The sequence below is a fragment of the Flavihumibacter sp. CACIAM 22H1 genome, from assembly GCF_001601815.1.
Lineage (GTDB): Bacteria > Bacteroidota > Bacteroidia > Chitinophagales > Chitinophagaceae > Flavihumibacter.
In genome coordinates this window covers 1-16221 of sequence record NZ_LUKG01000061.1, presented here as the reverse complement: position 1 = coordinate 16221, position 16221 = coordinate 1, and the positions used below count along the sequence as shown (strand labels likewise).

The window sequence follows — 16221 nt, the reverse complement described above, 5'->3', positions numbered from 1 at the left end:
CATTTCCTCCCAATAATACATGCCATTTCCAAGGCCATTGATTTTCATGAAATCAAGGTCTCTGCCCAGCAAAACACCCCCGATAGCAGATCCATGTCCATTCAGGTATTTTGTAGTGGAATGAAATACAAAGTCTACGCCATCATATCGAAAGGGCTGCTGCAGATATGGGCTTGCGAAGGTATTGTCTACCGATACCAGTAACCCTTTTGCTTTGGCCATTGAGCTGATCAATTCAAGGTCAACACAACTCAGGGTTGGATTTGCCGGTGTTTCAAGATGTACCAGCTTTATGCCAGGTGTTTCCAATGCTTTTTCGGCAACGGCTTTATTTCTCAGGTCGGCAACAATAATTTCAATCTGGTTTTCTTTTAATACTTTCATAAGCAGTTCCTGCGTTCCTCCGTACAAAGAAAAATGGGTCAGGATTTTATCTCCTGCTTTACAGGTAGAAAGGAACAAAGTGCTCATTGCAGCCTGTCCGCTGGCATGTAATAAAGCTTTTAACTCTAGTGGCTTACCATTTTTATCTGTAATACCATGTGCTTCTAATGCTGCAATTTTTTGTTCGGCAACTTTAAAACCCGGATTGCCCAGTCTTGAATAGATCTGGGTTTTATCTTCGCCTGCAAACCGTTCCATGCCCTGCTCTGCTGTATCAAAGTAAAAAGTGGAACTGGCATAAATAGGGGTGATATGAGCGTACATGGGGTCGGGTTCATTTCCGCCATGTACAGCTACCGTACTGCTTCCCTTCATTAAAAAATCTTTATTCATTGCTGTGAATTGCTGTTTAAATTAGTGTACAGAACCTGGCTGCCAGGAACAAGGTCAAATTTAATTGAAAACCATGAAGGCGCTCTTATTGGATTATGCATCGTATCATATCTGGGCCAATGAACAGTTTTATAAGGTCTTGCGTAGTTTGGAAGACGACCAGTTGAAAGCCACTGTTTCCAGTAGTTTTTCCTCTCTTTTTGCAACTATTTTACATATGTGGGATGCGGAATCGATCTGGTGGCAACGGGTGCAGGGGAAATCTCCTGTACAGGTGCCTAGTAAAAATTTTCAGGATACCCCTCTTAAGGCTATGGAAGCTCTTCTTATGCAAGGGCATGTATGGAAGGAATGGCTGAACGCTAAGCCGGAAGAAGAACTGCTTGCATCGTTTTCATATACCAACCTCAAAGGCCAGGCGTTTGAAAACCCGCTGAACCACCTGCTGCTTCACCTCTATAATCATGGTACCTATCACAGGGGGCAATTGGTTACCATCCTGCACCAACTTGGGCATACCAGCATTCCACCAACAGACTTTATTGTTTGGTCGAGGACCGTACGGAAATAGCGGGTGATTTTGTAACTTGTTCTACGATCAATCAGGTGGTATGAAAAGAGCGGCTGATACCTGGCATTTTCCCCTCAGCGGTGGGGTTTTAAATACGGTGGTCTTTAAGTGGCTGCCTTTTATTACCTGTTGTCTGATGGTTAGTTCTGCAAGCGGCCAGCGCACGGATTGGAGAAACCGGATAGATGAATTAGTTGCCAGGGCGGATAGTTTATCGCTGGTATCACAACAAACCTTTTACCTGAATAAATTTCTTTCAAACGATCGCCCAATACGGGAAACCTGGCATTACACGGTTTCCAGCGGTCGGGTAGTCATTTTCGAAGTGCATTATTTTGTGGATTCTGTTGAATACCTGGAAGTGTATTACCTGGATCGCGACCAGGTAATTTGCTCGGAACAATATGAAATTGAATATCCCCATGCATCTGATGACAGGATCCGCTGGGGAACCGTCCGTTTTTTCCAGGGTAACACGGTTCAACAGTCGGTGTCAATGGGAACTGTTCCGGAGCAGGTGGAAGCCGGTCGTTCTTATGACAGCTGGATCCGCTTTAAGTCCAGGTTCCGGGAATTGGCTGCGCAACGAACCCTGCAGGAAAAAAATTACAAAGAAGCTATCTTCGCGCCATGACAGGAATTGATTCAGTTACGCTGGAAAAGGCAATTGTACATAAAGTAGGAAATCCGACCAGGGGGGAAGCTCTCCAGCTCTCACCAAATACACTTACCCTCAACGACGAGGTAGTAAGGGGTATGCTAACCCGTTATTTTCTGGCACCCTTTAATGAACACGATGCCTATCATTTTACGCATATCAGTGATATTGAAATGAACGAGGTATACCATTATGCAAAAACCATTTTTCACGATCCTTCCTCTTTTCAGAAAGTAGCAGCTTTTCTTGCCCAGTTGCTCTATTCTAAATCTACACATGCCCGGGTGAAGGAAGGGGAGTTGTACGTGGTGTTGTTCCATAACCTGTTAGTAGAAGGGGAAGAAAGGCAGGCGATTGGCTTGTTCAAATCCGAAACCAAGGAAACCTTTCTGAAAGTATTTTCTCATGCCGGTGGCTGGGAACTGGCTGCAGAAGATGGAATCAATATCAATAAACTGGATAAAGGCTGCCTGATTATACGGGAGAATGAGGCAGAAGGGTATAAAGTATTAGTCGTAGATACTACCAATAAACAAAATGATACACAATATTGGGTCACCGATTTTCTGCAGGTACAGCCTTATACCGACAGTTATCACCATACCAACCAGGCATTGGGACTGTGTAAGCTTTTTATAGAAAAGGAATATGCAGAAAAATTTGAAATCAATAAATCGGACCAGATTGATCTACTTAATAAATCGATGGATTATTTCAAAACCAAAGAACAGTTTAACCTGCAGGAATTTGCGGAGGAAGTAATCCATCACCCCGAAGTGGTAGACAGTTTTATGGATTATAAACGAAATTTTGAAGCAAGCCGGAATTACAGCATTGATGAAGCGTTTGATATTCATATTGCCGCGGTAAAACAGCAACAAAAAGTGTTTAAATCTATTCTAAAACTCGATAAAAATTTTCATGTTTATATTCATGGCCGGCGTGATCTGCTGGAACGTGGTTATGATGAGCTGATAGGAAAAAAATATTATAAACTCTATTTTGACGAGGAAAGCTGAGGTGAAAATAGTCCTAACCGGCAAAGACAATGAAAAACCCGCGGGCTGCCGCGGGTTTAAATTTTAGTAGAATTCTGTTCAATGAAGGGTTAAATGGCCCATTTTACCAATGTTGCCCCCCAGGTAAAACCACCCCCGAAAGCTGCAAAAACCAGGTTGTCGCCTTTTTTGAGCTGGTTCTGCCATTCCCATAAGCAAAGAGGAATGGTAGCCGCGGTGGTATTCCCATACCGCTGTATATTAATCATCACTTTTTCTTTTGGTAAACCAAGTCGTTCTGCCGTGGCATCAATTATGCGCAGATTCGCCTGGTGTGGAACCAGCCAGGCAATATCAGCGCCAGTGAGTTTGTTCCTGTCAAGCAGGTCGGCGCTAACATCTGCCATTCCTTTAACGGCAAATTTGAACACGGTTTTACCTTCCTGGAAAGCAAAATGCTCGCGGTTGGTAACGGTTTCAACCGAAGCGGGATAGGCCGATCCGCCGGCTTTCATATTCAGGTAATACCGGCCACTTCCATCTGTTTTTAACTGGCTGTCGAGAATGCCATAACCTTCGTCATTGGGCTCCAGCAAAACGGCAGCAGCGCCATCGCCGAAAAGAATACAGGTATTTCTGTCGGTGTAATCTACAATAGCGCTCATTTTGTCAGCCCCTACTACCACTACTTTTTTATAGCGCCCACTTTCAATATAAGAGGCACCGGTGGTTAAGGCAAATAGAAAGCCGGAACAGGCTGCGCTGAGGTCGTATCCCCAGGCGTTAACAGCGCCAATCTTATCACAAACCACATTTGCAGTTGCCGGAAAAACCATGTCGGGGGTAACGGTAGCCACAATTAAACAATCAATTTCACTGGCTTCAATTCCTCTTTTTTTGAGAAGATCAAGGACTGCCGGGGCTGCCATATCAGAGGTTGCTTTTCCTTCGCCCTTTAAAATTCTTCTTTCAGAAATTCCAGTTCTGGTGCGGATCCATTCGTCGTTGGTATCTACCATTTTCTCGAGGTCCTGATTGGTTAACCGGTCCTCGGGAACGAAACCGCCGACTGCTGTAATGGCGGCTGTAATTTTTTTGGTCATGCGTTAAATTGTAAAAGCGGCACAAATTTAGGGGTAATAGTTTATTTTGCAGCCTATGATCGCTTTTCTCAAGGGGAATTTCACCCTCCTTACGCCAACTTTTGTTCATATTGATGTTCAGGGAGTTGGGTATGAGGTCTTTATATCTTTACATACCTATGCCGAGATCCAGGGTAAAACCCAGGGGCTGCTTTATACGCATTTCCATATCCGGGAAGATGCACACCTGCTTTATGGGTTTGCTACACCTGCGGAAAAAGAAATGTTTTTGCAATTGCTGGGGGTAAATGGGGTAGGGGCTTCTACTGCGCGCATGATGTTATCTTCCCTTAAACCGGAGGAAATTTCTCGTGCCATTATCCAGGGCAACGCAAAACAATTGGAAGCCGTCAAAGGAATTGGCAAGAAATCTGCTGAGAGAATAATATTGGAACTTCGTGATAAATTAACAAAGCAGTCGCTCGACCTAAATAATTCAGTGTCAATAGGCAATACAACCGAAACGGACGCGTTAAATGCATTGTTGGCACTGGGTATTGCACGTCCGGCTGCTGAAGTAGCCCTTCGGAAGTCAATGCAGCAACATCCCGGTTCTGACAAAGTAGAAGAAATTATCAAATCAGCACTTAAAAACCTCTAAGCCTATAGCGGGAGTTCTACCTAACTAATTACTTGGGAAAAGACTGTGGGCAATTTTCGCATGATTTATGGGCGTTTCCTATTGATCGTACTAGTACTGGCATCGGCCTGTCCGGTTTTTGCTGGCTATTACCAGGAAGATACCACCCGACCGGTGAACCGGCGTGTGGAAGGAGATACCATGCGTTTTCCCTTGCAAGACCGAAGAGCAGAGCAAGGAATCCGGCGAAATCCTTTCGACCTGAATGATCCGGCCAATATTAATAAGACGGTGGAATACGATCCGATTACCCGCCAATATTTTATTGTGGAAAAAATTGGCGATCAATATTTCCGCACGCCTACCTACATGACCTTCGAAGAGTATCTCCGGTACCGGGCAGCCATCCAGGAACGGGCTTATTTTCGCCAGCGGGCCGATGTCCTCAGTAGTTTGAACAGGAAAAACATTAAACCTAAATTATCGGTTTCGGAAAGTTTTTTCAACCGCATTTTTGGCGGCGGAAAAGTGGATGTCCGGCCCATGGGAAATGTGGATATTATTGCCGGTTACCAGGGGCAGAATATAAAAAATCCCACTTTACCCGAACGGGCCCGGAAAAATGGTGGATTTGATTTTGATATGAATGCCAACCTAAGCGTTTTGGGCAACATCGGCAATAAAATGAAGCTGCCGATTACGTACAATACGCAGGCAAATTTTGATTTTGAAAACCAGTTGAAGCTCGATTATACCGGTGGTCCGGACGAAATTATTAAACGGATCGAAGCGGGCAACGTTTCTTTTTCTACCAAAGGCTCCCTGATTCCCGGCGCTCAATCTCTTTTTGGTATAAAAACGCAATTACAGTTCGGAAAACTTTTCATTACCGGTATCCTGGCCAACCAGCGCGCCCAGCGGCAATCCTTAGGACTGGTAGGGGGGGCTGCCACCACGCAGTTTGAATTTAAAGTGAACGATTATGAGGAAAACAGGCATTTCCTGATGTCGCATTTTTTCCGAAAAAATTATAACAGAGCAATGGGCAGCCTGCCGGCGGTTAATTCGCTGGTTAATATCCTGCGCCTGGAAGTTTGGGTAACCAACCGGAATGGAGCCACTACGGAAACCAGGGATATTGTGGCACTGGCCGATTTGGGAGAGCGTTTTCCGTATAATTTTCCAACTCCTATCGGACCCGATTCACTTCCGGCCAATACGGTGAACGGGTTGTACCAGGCGCTGGTATCCGATCCGTCGAGCCGCCGTTCAGCACAGGTCACCGCCAAACTGGGAAGTTTAGGTTTAAGGCCAGTGCAGGATTTTGAAAAAACCTTTGCCCGCAAACTGGGTCCCAATGACTATTATTTTAATCCCCAGGTCGGGTTTCTTTCCCTGAGCCAGCCGCTGCAACCGGATGAGGTATTGGGTATTGCATTTCAATACAGCTATAATGGAAAAATTTTCCAGGTAGGGGAGTTTTCACAGGATATACCGCCAGATACTACCGCAATTATTGCCGGTAACCCCAAAGTGCTGTTCCTGAAAATGCTGAAAGCTACATCACAAAGAACCACCCTGCCCATTTTTGATCTTATGATGAAAAACGTGTATGCACTGCGTACACGCGACGGGGGGTATATATCCAGTGTTCAGCCGGCCGATTTTAAATTGAATGTTTTATACGAAGAACCCAGCCTGGGAACCAAACGCTACCTGCCGGAAGGGCCTAAAACAGGTATACCGCTGATTACGGTACTCAACCTCGATCGGCTCAATAATAACCGCGACCCGCAACCCGACGGGGTTTTTGATTATATAGAAGGGTTTACCGTTATTTCTAACCAGGCCCGCATAATTTTTCCCTTCCTGGAGCCTTTTGGCCGCGACCTGGATTCAGTCGCCTTTCAGGGCGTACCGCAGGAAATAAAGGAAAAATACCTCTTCCAGCCCTTGTACGATACCATTAAGGAAATTGCAAAAACCTATGCCAACCTCGACCGGTTTATTATCAGCGGTACTGCCAAAGGGCAGGCTACTTCCGATATTCCACTCGGGGCGTTCAACGTTCCGCAAGGATCAGTAACCGTAACCTCCGGTGGCCGCACCCTGGTAGAAGGCATCGACTATATGGTGGATTATAACCTGGGGTCGGTTAAAATCATCAACCAGGCCATCCTCAATTCGGGTATTCCTGTACAGGTGGGTTTTGAAAACAATGCCACCTTCGGAATTCAGCAACGTAACTATATGGGCCTTCGATGGGATTATATGGCCATTAATACCGTAAAAGAATCTTTTACGTTTGGCGGGCAAATGGTTCGGCTGGGAGAACGCCCCTTCTTTACCAAAATGAATTACAACGAAGATCCTATCCGTAATACCATGTATGGACTGGATTTCAGTTATCGTGCCGATGCCCCCCGGCTTACGCGATGGCTTGATAAAATTCCCTTCTATAAGACTACAGAAATGAGTACCATCACCGCTTATGGAGAAGGAGCGGTATTGAAACCCGGGCACCCACCTCAGATCGGTAAAGGTGAAAGCGGGCTGATTTATATTGATGACTTTGAAGGAACCCGCAACAGTATTGATCTGCGTTTTCCGTTGATTAACTGGAGCCTTGCTTCAACCCCCCAGGGAAATGGCTTGTTTCCGGAAGGAGGGCTGAGTGATTCCCTTGCTTATGGATACAATCGCGCTAAACTTGCCTGGTACAATATAGAGCCAAACCTGCAGGACAGAAGGGCGCCCAATAACCCGCTGACGGCGCATTTTGCCAATGATTATTTCCTGGATCCGAGGATCCGGGCAATTACACAGAACCAGTTGTTCCCGGCACGTACGCCCGACTACGGAACCGCCCAACTCATTACGTTTGACCTGGCCTATTACCCGACAGACCGTGGCCCGTATAACTATGATGCTCGTCCGGGTAGCGTAACAGCCAATGGAAAACTGCTTAATCCGCAACAACGTTGGGGGGGTATTATGCGGGGACTGGACCAGGTAGATTTTGAAACCGGGAACGTGGAGTTCATCGAATTTTGGATGCAGGATCCGTTTCTGCTGCAACCCAACAGTACCGGTGGTCAGCTTTATTTTAACCTTGGAAATATTTCGGAAGATGTATTGCGGGATGGGCGTCGGTTTTTTGAAAATGGCCTGCCTACTCCCAATATACAGGCCGCAGTTGATTCCAGTTCGGTATGGGGCAACTCTCCGAATAATCCGATCCAGGTAACCACGGCATTTAGTAATGACCCAACCGACCGCCCTTTCCAGGACGTTGGATTTGACGGGTTAGACGATGATGCGGAAAGAAGAAAGTTCAATACCTATCTGAACCAACTGGCCGCCGCCTTCGGTACCAATTCCCCGGCGTACCAACAGGCATTGGCCGATCCGTCTAACGATAATTTCCGGAATTACCGGGATGAGTTTTACAATAATCCCAATGGGGATATCCTGGCCCGTTACAAACAAATCAATAATCCGCATGGAAATTCGCCTATTGCAGCTGCTAACTCAACCGTAACAACAGCCTTTACCCTCTACCCCGATCAGGAAGATCTAAACCGCGATAATACCCTGAATGAACTGGAAGAGTATTTTCAATACCGGGTAAATCTTCGTCCGCAGGATATGGTAGTGGGACAAAATTACATCACCGATGAGCGCATTATCTCCGGCGAAGGCCCTCAGCAGAAATGGTATCTTTTCCGTATTCCTATTGCCGAATATGAGCAGAAAGTCGGTAATATCCCCGATTTCAAATCGATCCGTTTCATCCGGATGTTTCTTACCGGGTTTGAAGATTCGGTTATAACCCGTTTTGCCAAACTGGAACTGGTTCGTAACCAGTGGCGTCGTTTTTCTTTTGAACTGGATACCACCGGAACCTATAAGCCGTTACCCGCTAACACCACACCGAGTTTAATGTGCTGGCAGTTAACGTGGAAGAAAATGGATCTCGCCAGCCGGTAAATTACCTGATACCTCCGGGCATACTTCGGGTTCAGCAACTTAGCAATAACAATGTAAATATTCTTCAGAACGAACAGGCCATGAGTATGAAGGTCTGCAATCTGCCCAGTACGGCAGGACGCGGCGTGTTCAAAACAATGAACCTTGACCTGCGGCAGTATGGACAAATGAAAATGTTTGTTCATGCAGAAAGTGTGGTTGGCTCGCCGGCAGTTCAGGACAATGACCTGTCTGCTGTGATCCGCCTGGGGAATGATTTTGTCGGCAACTATTATGAAATTCGCATACCCCTTAAGGTTACTCCATTTGGCCGCTATACCGATTCGCAGGGAGATATTGTTTGGCCGCAGCAGAATGAACTGAGTTTGTCTATCCAGCGCCTGATCAACCTGAAATTAAGCCGTAATAATTCAAGCCAGACCAATCTCTATTATTCTGAAACAGATCAGGATGGTAAAACTTATGCCATATTCGGTAATCCGAATTTGGGAGAAGTACGGGGTATGTTTATGGGTATTGTCAATAATGCTGGTACACCGGTATGTACGGAAGTATGGTTCAATGAATTGAGGTTGTCTTCGCTAGACGAAAGTGGCGGTTGGGCTGCCACCGGAAGAGTGGATATTAAACTGGCCGATCTGGGAACTGTTTCCCTTTCGGGGGCAGCACGCAGTGTTGGGTTTGGTAACCTGGAACAACGGGTAAACGAACGTAGCAGGGAAAATTTCACTCAAATTGATGCGGCGGCCAACCTGGAACTTGGAAAACTATTACCCGAAAAAGCAGGTATGTCTATTCCTGTGTATGCCGGGTATTCACAAACGATATTAACACCCGAATACGATCCGTATGATCTGGACGTAAAACTAAAAGACAAGCTGAATGCTGCAAGCGGTAGTGATCGTGATTCCATCCGGAATGATGCAGCGGATGTTACTACTACCAAAACGGTCAATTTTACCAATGTACGAAAACTGAATACTTCCGGGAAAAAGCAAAAAGTATACAGCATCGAGAATTTTGATGTTAGTTATTCCTATACAAAAGTGGAGCGATTTAGTCCGCTTATTGAAGCCGAGGAAATGGCCAGGCACCGGGCCGGTTTAGGATATAATTATACCGGTACGCCTAAATACTGGGAACCATTTAAGAAGAAATTCAAAGGGCCGTCAAAATGGTATGACCTGGTGAAGGAATTTAACTTTAACTACGCCCCCTCCTTAATGAGTTTCAGGGCGGATGTGAATCGTCAGTTTGGTGCCATACGGCCCAGGAATGTGGGCGGGCCCAAAGGAATTATTCCGGAAACCTATGATAAGTATTTTACGTTTGACCGTTATTACAACCTGCGCTGGGACCTGACCCGGTCGTTAAATATTGACTTTACAGCTGTTAACCGGGCCCGGGTAGATGAAGACTCCGGCAGGCTGGATCAACGGGAAAGAAGAAGAATGTGGCAGTTGTTCTGGCGAGGTGGAAGAAATGTTACCTATGACCAGTCGGCTAACATAACGTATACCTTACCCACCAATCGTATTCCATTGCTCGACTGGACAACCGTTCGGGTGGGATATACTGCCCGTTACAACTGGCTAACGGCCTCACAGGATCAATTTGCCAAGAGCCTGGGAAATTTTATCACCAATGGCCAGGAAAAAAACATGGCAGCTGAATTAGACTTTACCCGCCTCTACGCAAAATCGCGCTGGTTGAGGGCTATAGACTGGGATGCTCCGCAGGCTGCCCCATCGGACCAAACAAAACCAGGCGCTGATACCACACGAAACAAAAAAGGTAAAATCAAGGTAAAACGCGATCCCAATGACCTGCCACAGGTAGGAACGGTGGTAAAAATTGTGGGCCGAATCATTACATCTGTTAAAAGAGTAAGTGTACAGTATTCAGAAACCGGTTCCACTGCACTAGCCGGCTACACAGACAGTAGTAAGTTTATGGGCATGAATACCCGAACAACTGCACCGGGTTGGGGATTTGTGTTCGGTAAGCAACCGGATACTTCTTTTATCAATGATTTTGCAAGGCGGGGATTAATTACCAATAACCCGCTTCTCAATAACCTGAACCGACAGGATTTCAACCAACGGTTAAGCATAACCGCGCAATTAATGCCGGTACGAGACCTGATGATTGACCTGAACCTTGACAAATCCTTTGGTAAGAACTATTCGGAATTATTCAAGGATACGGTTGGAAATGGAAGTTTTGCACGGCTCAGCCCCTATGTGGCAGGCTCCTTCAATGTTAGTTATATTTCCTTCCAAACCCTGTTTTCTAAATTCGAACCCAACAAGGTAACGGAAACCTTCCAGCGTTTTCAGGAAAACCGGATTATTCTGAGTGAAAGGAATGCCTTAAAGAACCCTTACTGGAATGCACTGGATCCGACTGATCAGAAATTGTCGGATGGATACTATACCGGGTATAGCCGGTACGCACAGGATGTACTCATTCCTTCCTTTATTGCCGCTTACACCAATAAGGATCCTAAATCAGTGGCGCTTATTGAACAGGAGAACAGTAGTGTGCGCTCTAATCCATTCCGTAATATTCTTCCAAAACCCAACTGGCGGGTAACCTATACCGGTCTTACCAGGATACCAGGGTTGGAAAAGACCTTTACGAATGTAACGCTAACACATGCTTACAATAGTAACCTGAGCATGAATAGCTTTAATAATAACCTGATGTATGCGGATCCGCTTGCATTAAATGCACCTGGATTTATTGATACGGCTACAGGTAATTTCTACCCGTATTTTCTGGTGCCGAATATTTCTATTTCGGAGGCATTTGCTCCTTTTATTGACGTTGATATGCAATTCACGAACCAGTTAACCCTGCGTTTCGAATACAAGAAAAGTCGTCAGTTAAGTCTCAGCCTCATCGATTTCCAGTTAAGTGAATCACGTTCAGAAGAATTTACTGTTGGAGTGGGCTGGCGGAAAAGAGGCTTGAACCTGCCGTTTAAAATCAAATTACCGGGAAGTAAACAGGCGGCTAAAGAATTATCCAACGATCTGAATATGCGGCTCGACCTTGGCCTGCGGGACGATGCTACGGCCAATAGCCGGCTCGACCAGGAAGCCGCCTTGCCAACAGCCGGACAAAAAGTAGTTACTATATCGCCCTCGATCGATTATGTGCTGAATAACCGCATTAATCTACGGCTCTTTTTTGATCAGCGCAGAACAATACCGAAGATTTCAACCTCTGCGCCGATCACTACTACCAGGGCCGGATTACAGATCCGTATTTCCCTGGCCCAGCAATAAGCAGGCTTTAATATTTACCATTCTATTTAATAGTTGCACTTGGTATACCGGCCTTTTTTTCAATGTTATACAGTTGAAAACTACCACATTAGGGTATTGTAAAAACCTTAGAGCATAGTACTTTTGACATACAGCATTGCTAAAAAATATTACAGGACGGTTGGTTATACTGAAGAGGCCCGGAATTAATCCAGGCCTCTTTAGTTTTTTTATTGATCAGTTATTTTCCGGTTGTAGCAGTTCGTTTATCGGTTCGCTTAAAGAGCATTACGTACCCGCATAAATCCTTTTGTTTATTATGCACCTGAACGGGTTTAATGATATGGTATTCACTGGACGCAGGTTCGTAAGTGAAATTGATTACGTTGGCGGAAACATCTTTTTTCAGGTTTTTACGGTAGATCACCATTTTTTCCATGTAATCGTACATCCGTACTTCGTGCAATTTAGATTCAGGATTGCCCACATAAACAAAGCTGTACCATTCGCCCTGGGTTAGGGGAACGATGATTGGCATTTCATATTGGCTTTCCATTTGCATACTGGCTTCTCTCATCAGGGAAAAACCATGGCTGGAATAATATCGTTTAAGGCTGTCTATCTGGTGTTGAACGGTGCTGGTCTGGCAGGATTGCTGCCGGATATGGTCCTGTGCCCGGACCGATGATGTACATAAACTACCCACAACCAGGGTGGCGGTGATAATAAGGTTTTTCATCCTATCAGTTTTCATTTATCAAAAACCATACAGTTTTTGAAAGGGTTCGGAATTCCAGAATTAAACGACAGGATGGGGCAGCTATTGTAAGCCATACCCGATTTTTACGACGGTATTCGCTGAGTAGACGATTTCTAAGGATTAACCATTAGCCTTATTGAACAAATAGGCATTTGCCTGTGCGGTGCAGGTAATTTCCAGGTCGTTAATGCATACATGAGATGGCTGGCTGGCGCAAAACCAAATCGTTTCAGCAACATCTTCCGGCTGTAGGGGTTGAAATCCCTGGTAAACTGCCGTTGCTTTTTCATCGTCGCCCTTAAAGCGAACTTTAGAAAATTCTGTTTCGGCAGCCCCGGGATGAATGGCGGTTACTTTGATTCCATGGCGTAACAAATCCACCCGCATTGACCTGGAAAGTGCATCCAGGGCGTGTTTGGAGCTACAATACACATTTCCTTTTTCATAAATTTCTTTGCCGGCTATGGAGCCCATATTGATGATATGCCCTTTTTTATGTGCAATCATACCGGGAAGAACGGCACGGGTTACATAAATAACGCCTTTCAGATTGGTGTCGATCATGGTTTCCCAATCGTCCATATCGGCCTCTTCAAAATAATCGCGGCCGAGAGCAAGGCCTGCATTGTTTACCAGTAAATCAATTTTTTTCCAGGCAGGATCTAATCCTCCAATTTGTTGATTTACAGCAGATTTGTCTCTAACATCAAATACCAGCGACAGGCATTTGGTACCAAATTTATTATAAAGCTCAGTTTCCAGTTCCTTCAACCGATCGGCTCTTCTTCCGGTAATTATCAGTTGGTATCCTTTATCGGCCAGTTTTCTTGCGGTGGCCAGGCCAAAGCCGGCAGTGGCGCCGGTGATTAATGCAATATGCGTCATAATTTACCTGCTTTCATAAGCGGTTACCGTATTAAAACTACGGTACCTTTTTTGAATATTGTTTTACCGGTATAATCCCGTCCCTGCACCATCCATACGTAGGTATCGGTTCCCTGTTCCTTTCCGGCAATTTTACCATCCCAGCCCTGACTGGCATTTCCACTGCTGTATACCAGCTGGCCCCAGCGATTGAAAACCCTGAAATACTCAATTTGGGCAATGCCTACCGGAATTGGCCGGAAAAGGGCATTATTATTTCTTCCTGGTGTAAAGGCATTGGGTACAAAAATATCGGGGGCCGTTGTATATACGGCAATGTGGATGGTATCGTAGGCAAAACAGTCTTCCGGGGTTGATACTCTTACCGAATAGGTTTGGCTTTGGGTTAAACTGGCAATAGGATTGGCAATATTCGGATCGGTTAGCCCGGTAGAAGGCTCCCACCGATAGATGTCGCCACCCCTTGCCCTGAGCTGAAGGGGTTGCCCCAACACAATAGCCGTATCATTTCCGGCAAAAGCCGGTACAGGTGGGCGTACCAGAACCAAAACGGTATCTCTTCCTGGTTTCGGGCAACCAATGGTATCCGTGGCAGTTAGGGTATAGGCCGTTGAAAAACGTGGTACTGCAAGAGGGGTAAGTGTATTGGCATCTAACAGGGTGCTTTGTGGGCTCCAGTTGAAAAATGCGGCTTGTATGGTTCCGATCAGCAGGGAAGAATCACCGTAACAGATCACCCGGTCCTCACCTGCATTTACGGCGGGGTAGGGAACTGTACGAACTGTTAACTGATCGGTGGCAGAACAACCTCCAATCCTTGCTAGCACCGTATAAGTGGTGGTGCCGGCTGGTGTTACAAAGGGAGATTTGGCAGTTGGGTCATCGAAATCGGCAGCGGGTGTCCATTCAAAACGAAGTCCATCGCCGAGGGCGGAAACCCTTGCAGCATCTGTTAAACAAATGGTAGTGTCGGGTGTGGTGCTGAGGGTTACCTGGTCTACCACGCGTACCCGCACCGAGTCATTGGCCGTACAGCCATTGTCATTAAGATTTACTTTGTAAGTGGTGGTGGTTTTTGGAAATACGATGGGGTTGGGGGTATTAGCGAACCGGATATTGGTACCAGGGGTCCAGGTAAAAACAGGGTTGAGTGTTCCTGGCGCAGTGGCTATCAGAGGCAGTTCGTCAATGCTGCAGATCAGTGTGTCTTTAAAGGGAAGCAGCAGTACCGGCCGGTCTCGTACCTCCACCTGGGCTGTTGCAGAACCCCGGCACCCTTTGTCACTTTCTACCTGTAAAGTCACGGTTTTAAAACCAAGGGAATTGTATTTATAGGAGGGGGTTCTTGTAAGGGCAATATCGGTGTCTGTTGTTTCGTCGCCAAAATTCCAGGACCATTTGTTGACGGTTCCATAGCGGCTATAACTGGTATCAACAAAATTAAAGGGCGTCAACAAACAGGACCCGGTGAAAACAAAACCAGGAAAAAAGCCCGGGTATACTCTGGCAAGGGTAGTGGTTGAATCCACGCATTGTCCGCCTGCCAGTAAAACTTTCAGTTTAACGGTATACGTGCCTGAATCGGCGTATTGGTGTTGGATCTGCCCAAGTGCAGTACTAACCGTATCATTGGCAGAACCATCTCCAAAATTCCAGATATAAACGGTTCCTGCAGGATTTACCTGGCCGTTCTGAAAGGTTACATTAAAATCATCGCAAAAGCTATAATCCGGTGAAAGAAATGCCCGGAGCGGCTGACAGTTGGAAACAGCAATATGAATGTCTTTTCGATGCGTATTGATGAGCCTCCCCTCCCTGTACTCACGGGCACAAACGGTTACTACATATTGTCCAACTGCATTGGGAGCAACCCCTGCTATCAGACCGGTTTGAGCGTTAATGGTTACACTGCCACCCAGTGGACTGGATCCACTAAAGCCGCCCCGGTAGTTAACCTGTGAATGGGGGGGCGAAGAAGTTGGGTTGGGGGATGTACAGGTTAAACAGGATCCGGGCTCCCTGCCGCCTCCAACATAGGCATTACATAAATCATATACCAGGGAATCGCCGTCAATATCATCTGCTGAAAAATCAAAGGTAAAATTGGTGCCAATGCAAATAGCAATGGCATCATTGGGGTTAAAGGTTGGGCTTGAATTATCTATTGCATTGGCCAATACGCGGGTGCCCGGAATTTCGCAGGAATAAGTGGCTCCGATATCACCGCTGTTACCCGCTACATTTCGGATATTATCAATACGGCAGCAGCGCTGAAAAGCAATGGCATACCCATCTTCCGAGTCTGCCAGGGTAACTACTGTAGAGTAGTACCGAAGCCTGTAACAAACATCTGTAGGCGGGTTTAGAATACAGGGGTTCGAATTGGGATCATACCGGATCCATTCTTCTCTTGCCAGGGAAGCACTCAGTGTTTGTAAAATACTGGTACCGCCGGTTTTTTTGAATACGGTAAAATCTACTTCAGGATCCAACTGGCCATCGCCCCTTGCATTACAATCGACATAAAGTTTTAAGGTAATTTCATACCTGGATGTTCCTGCGGTGGTTCCTGCTCCCAGGTAGCGGTA

The 16221-nt window shown here is 45.9% G+C and carries 11 protein-coding genes; 6 read left to right on the top strand and 5 right to left on the bottom strand.

What is annotated here, in order from left to right; genetic code table 11:
* Nucleotides 1–777, bottom strand: a 777-nt coding sequence (locus A1D16_RS15280; RefSeq protein WP_290711039.1) for a PLP-dependent transferase, incomplete at its 3' end; no start/stop codon positions are given.
* 73 nt (nucleotides 778–850) lie between these two features.
* Here A1D16_RS15280 and A1D16_RS15275 point away from each other — a divergent pair.
* From A1D16_RS15275 to A1D16_RS15265, 3 genes are read left to right on the top strand one after another with little or no spacing between them, the layout of a single operon-like run.
* Nucleotides 851–1348, top strand: a complete 498-nt coding sequence (locus A1D16_RS15275; RefSeq protein ID WP_290711037.1) for a DinB family protein — start codon at nucleotides 851–853, stop codon at nucleotides 1346–1348.
* A 40-nt stretch (nucleotides 1349–1388) separates the two neighbouring features.
* Nucleotides 1389–1982, top strand: a complete 594-nt coding sequence (locus A1D16_RS15270; RefSeq protein ID WP_290711035.1) for a hypothetical protein — start codon at nucleotides 1389–1391, stop codon at nucleotides 1980–1982.
* Nucleotides 1979–3025, top strand: a complete 1047-nt coding sequence (locus A1D16_RS15265; RefSeq protein ID WP_290711034.1) for a nucleoid-associated protein — start codon at nucleotides 1979–1981, stop codon at nucleotides 3023–3025. Before A1D16_RS15270 ends, A1D16_RS15265 begins: the two co-directional genes overlap by 4 nt.
* A gap of 89 nt (nucleotides 3026–3114) precedes the next feature.
* Here A1D16_RS15265 and A1D16_RS15260 read toward each other — a convergent pair whose 3' ends face one another.
* Nucleotides 3115–4107 (bottom strand): beta-ketoacyl-ACP synthase III, encoded by a 993-nt coding sequence (locus A1D16_RS15260; RefSeq protein ID WP_290711032.1) that lies wholly within the window; start codon nucleotides 4105–4107, stop codon nucleotides 3115–3117.
* A gap of 55 nt (nucleotides 4108–4162) precedes the next feature.
* Between A1D16_RS15260 and ruvA the strand changes: the two genes are divergently transcribed.
* The 3 genes from ruvA to sprA (A1D16_RS15245) are packed head-to-tail and all read left to right on the top strand — an operon-like array spanning nucleotide 4163 to nucleotide 12009.
* Complete coding sequence (ruvA, locus tag A1D16_RS15255; RefSeq protein ID WP_290711030.1) at nucleotides 4163–4747, top strand: Holliday junction branch migration protein RuvA; 585 nt, start codon at nucleotides 4163–4165, stop codon at nucleotides 4745–4747.
* Nucleotides 4748–4792: 45 nt separating this feature from the next.
* Nucleotides 4793–8716, top strand: coding sequence for a cell surface protein SprA (sprA, locus tag A1D16_RS15250; protein WP_290711028.1), 3924 nt, complete (start codon nucleotides 4793–4795; stop codon nucleotides 8714–8716).
* On the top strand, nucleotides 8671–12009 hold the full coding sequence (gene sprA / locus A1D16_RS15245) for a cell surface protein SprA (RefSeq protein ID WP_290711026.1): 3339 nt from the start codon (nucleotides 8671–8673) through the stop codon (nucleotides 12007–12009). Before sprA (A1D16_RS15250) ends, sprA (A1D16_RS15245) begins: the two co-directional genes overlap by 46 nt.
* A 220-nt stretch (nucleotides 12010–12229) precedes the next feature.
* Here sprA (A1D16_RS15245) and A1D16_RS15240 read toward each other — a convergent pair whose 3' ends face one another.
* The 3 genes from A1D16_RS15240 to A1D16_RS15230 form a co-directional block, all read right to left on the bottom strand.
* A complete protein-coding gene (locus A1D16_RS15240; protein WP_290711024.1) occupies nucleotides 12230–12727 on the bottom strand; it encodes a hypothetical protein in 498 nt (165 codons plus the stop codon).
* A 141-nt stretch (nucleotides 12728–12868) separates the two neighbouring features.
* Nucleotides 12869–13633 carry an SDR family NAD(P)-dependent oxidoreductase gene (locus A1D16_RS15235; protein WP_290711022.1) on the bottom strand — a complete coding sequence of 255 codons (765 nt, stop codon included), beginning with the start codon at nucleotides 13631–13633 and terminating at the stop codon, nucleotides 12869–12871.
* Nucleotides 13634–13656: 23 nt separating this feature from the next.
* Nucleotides 13657–16221, bottom strand: a 2565-nt coding sequence (locus A1D16_RS15230) for a PKD domain-containing protein (RefSeq protein ID WP_290711020.1), incomplete at its 5' end; no start/stop codon positions are given.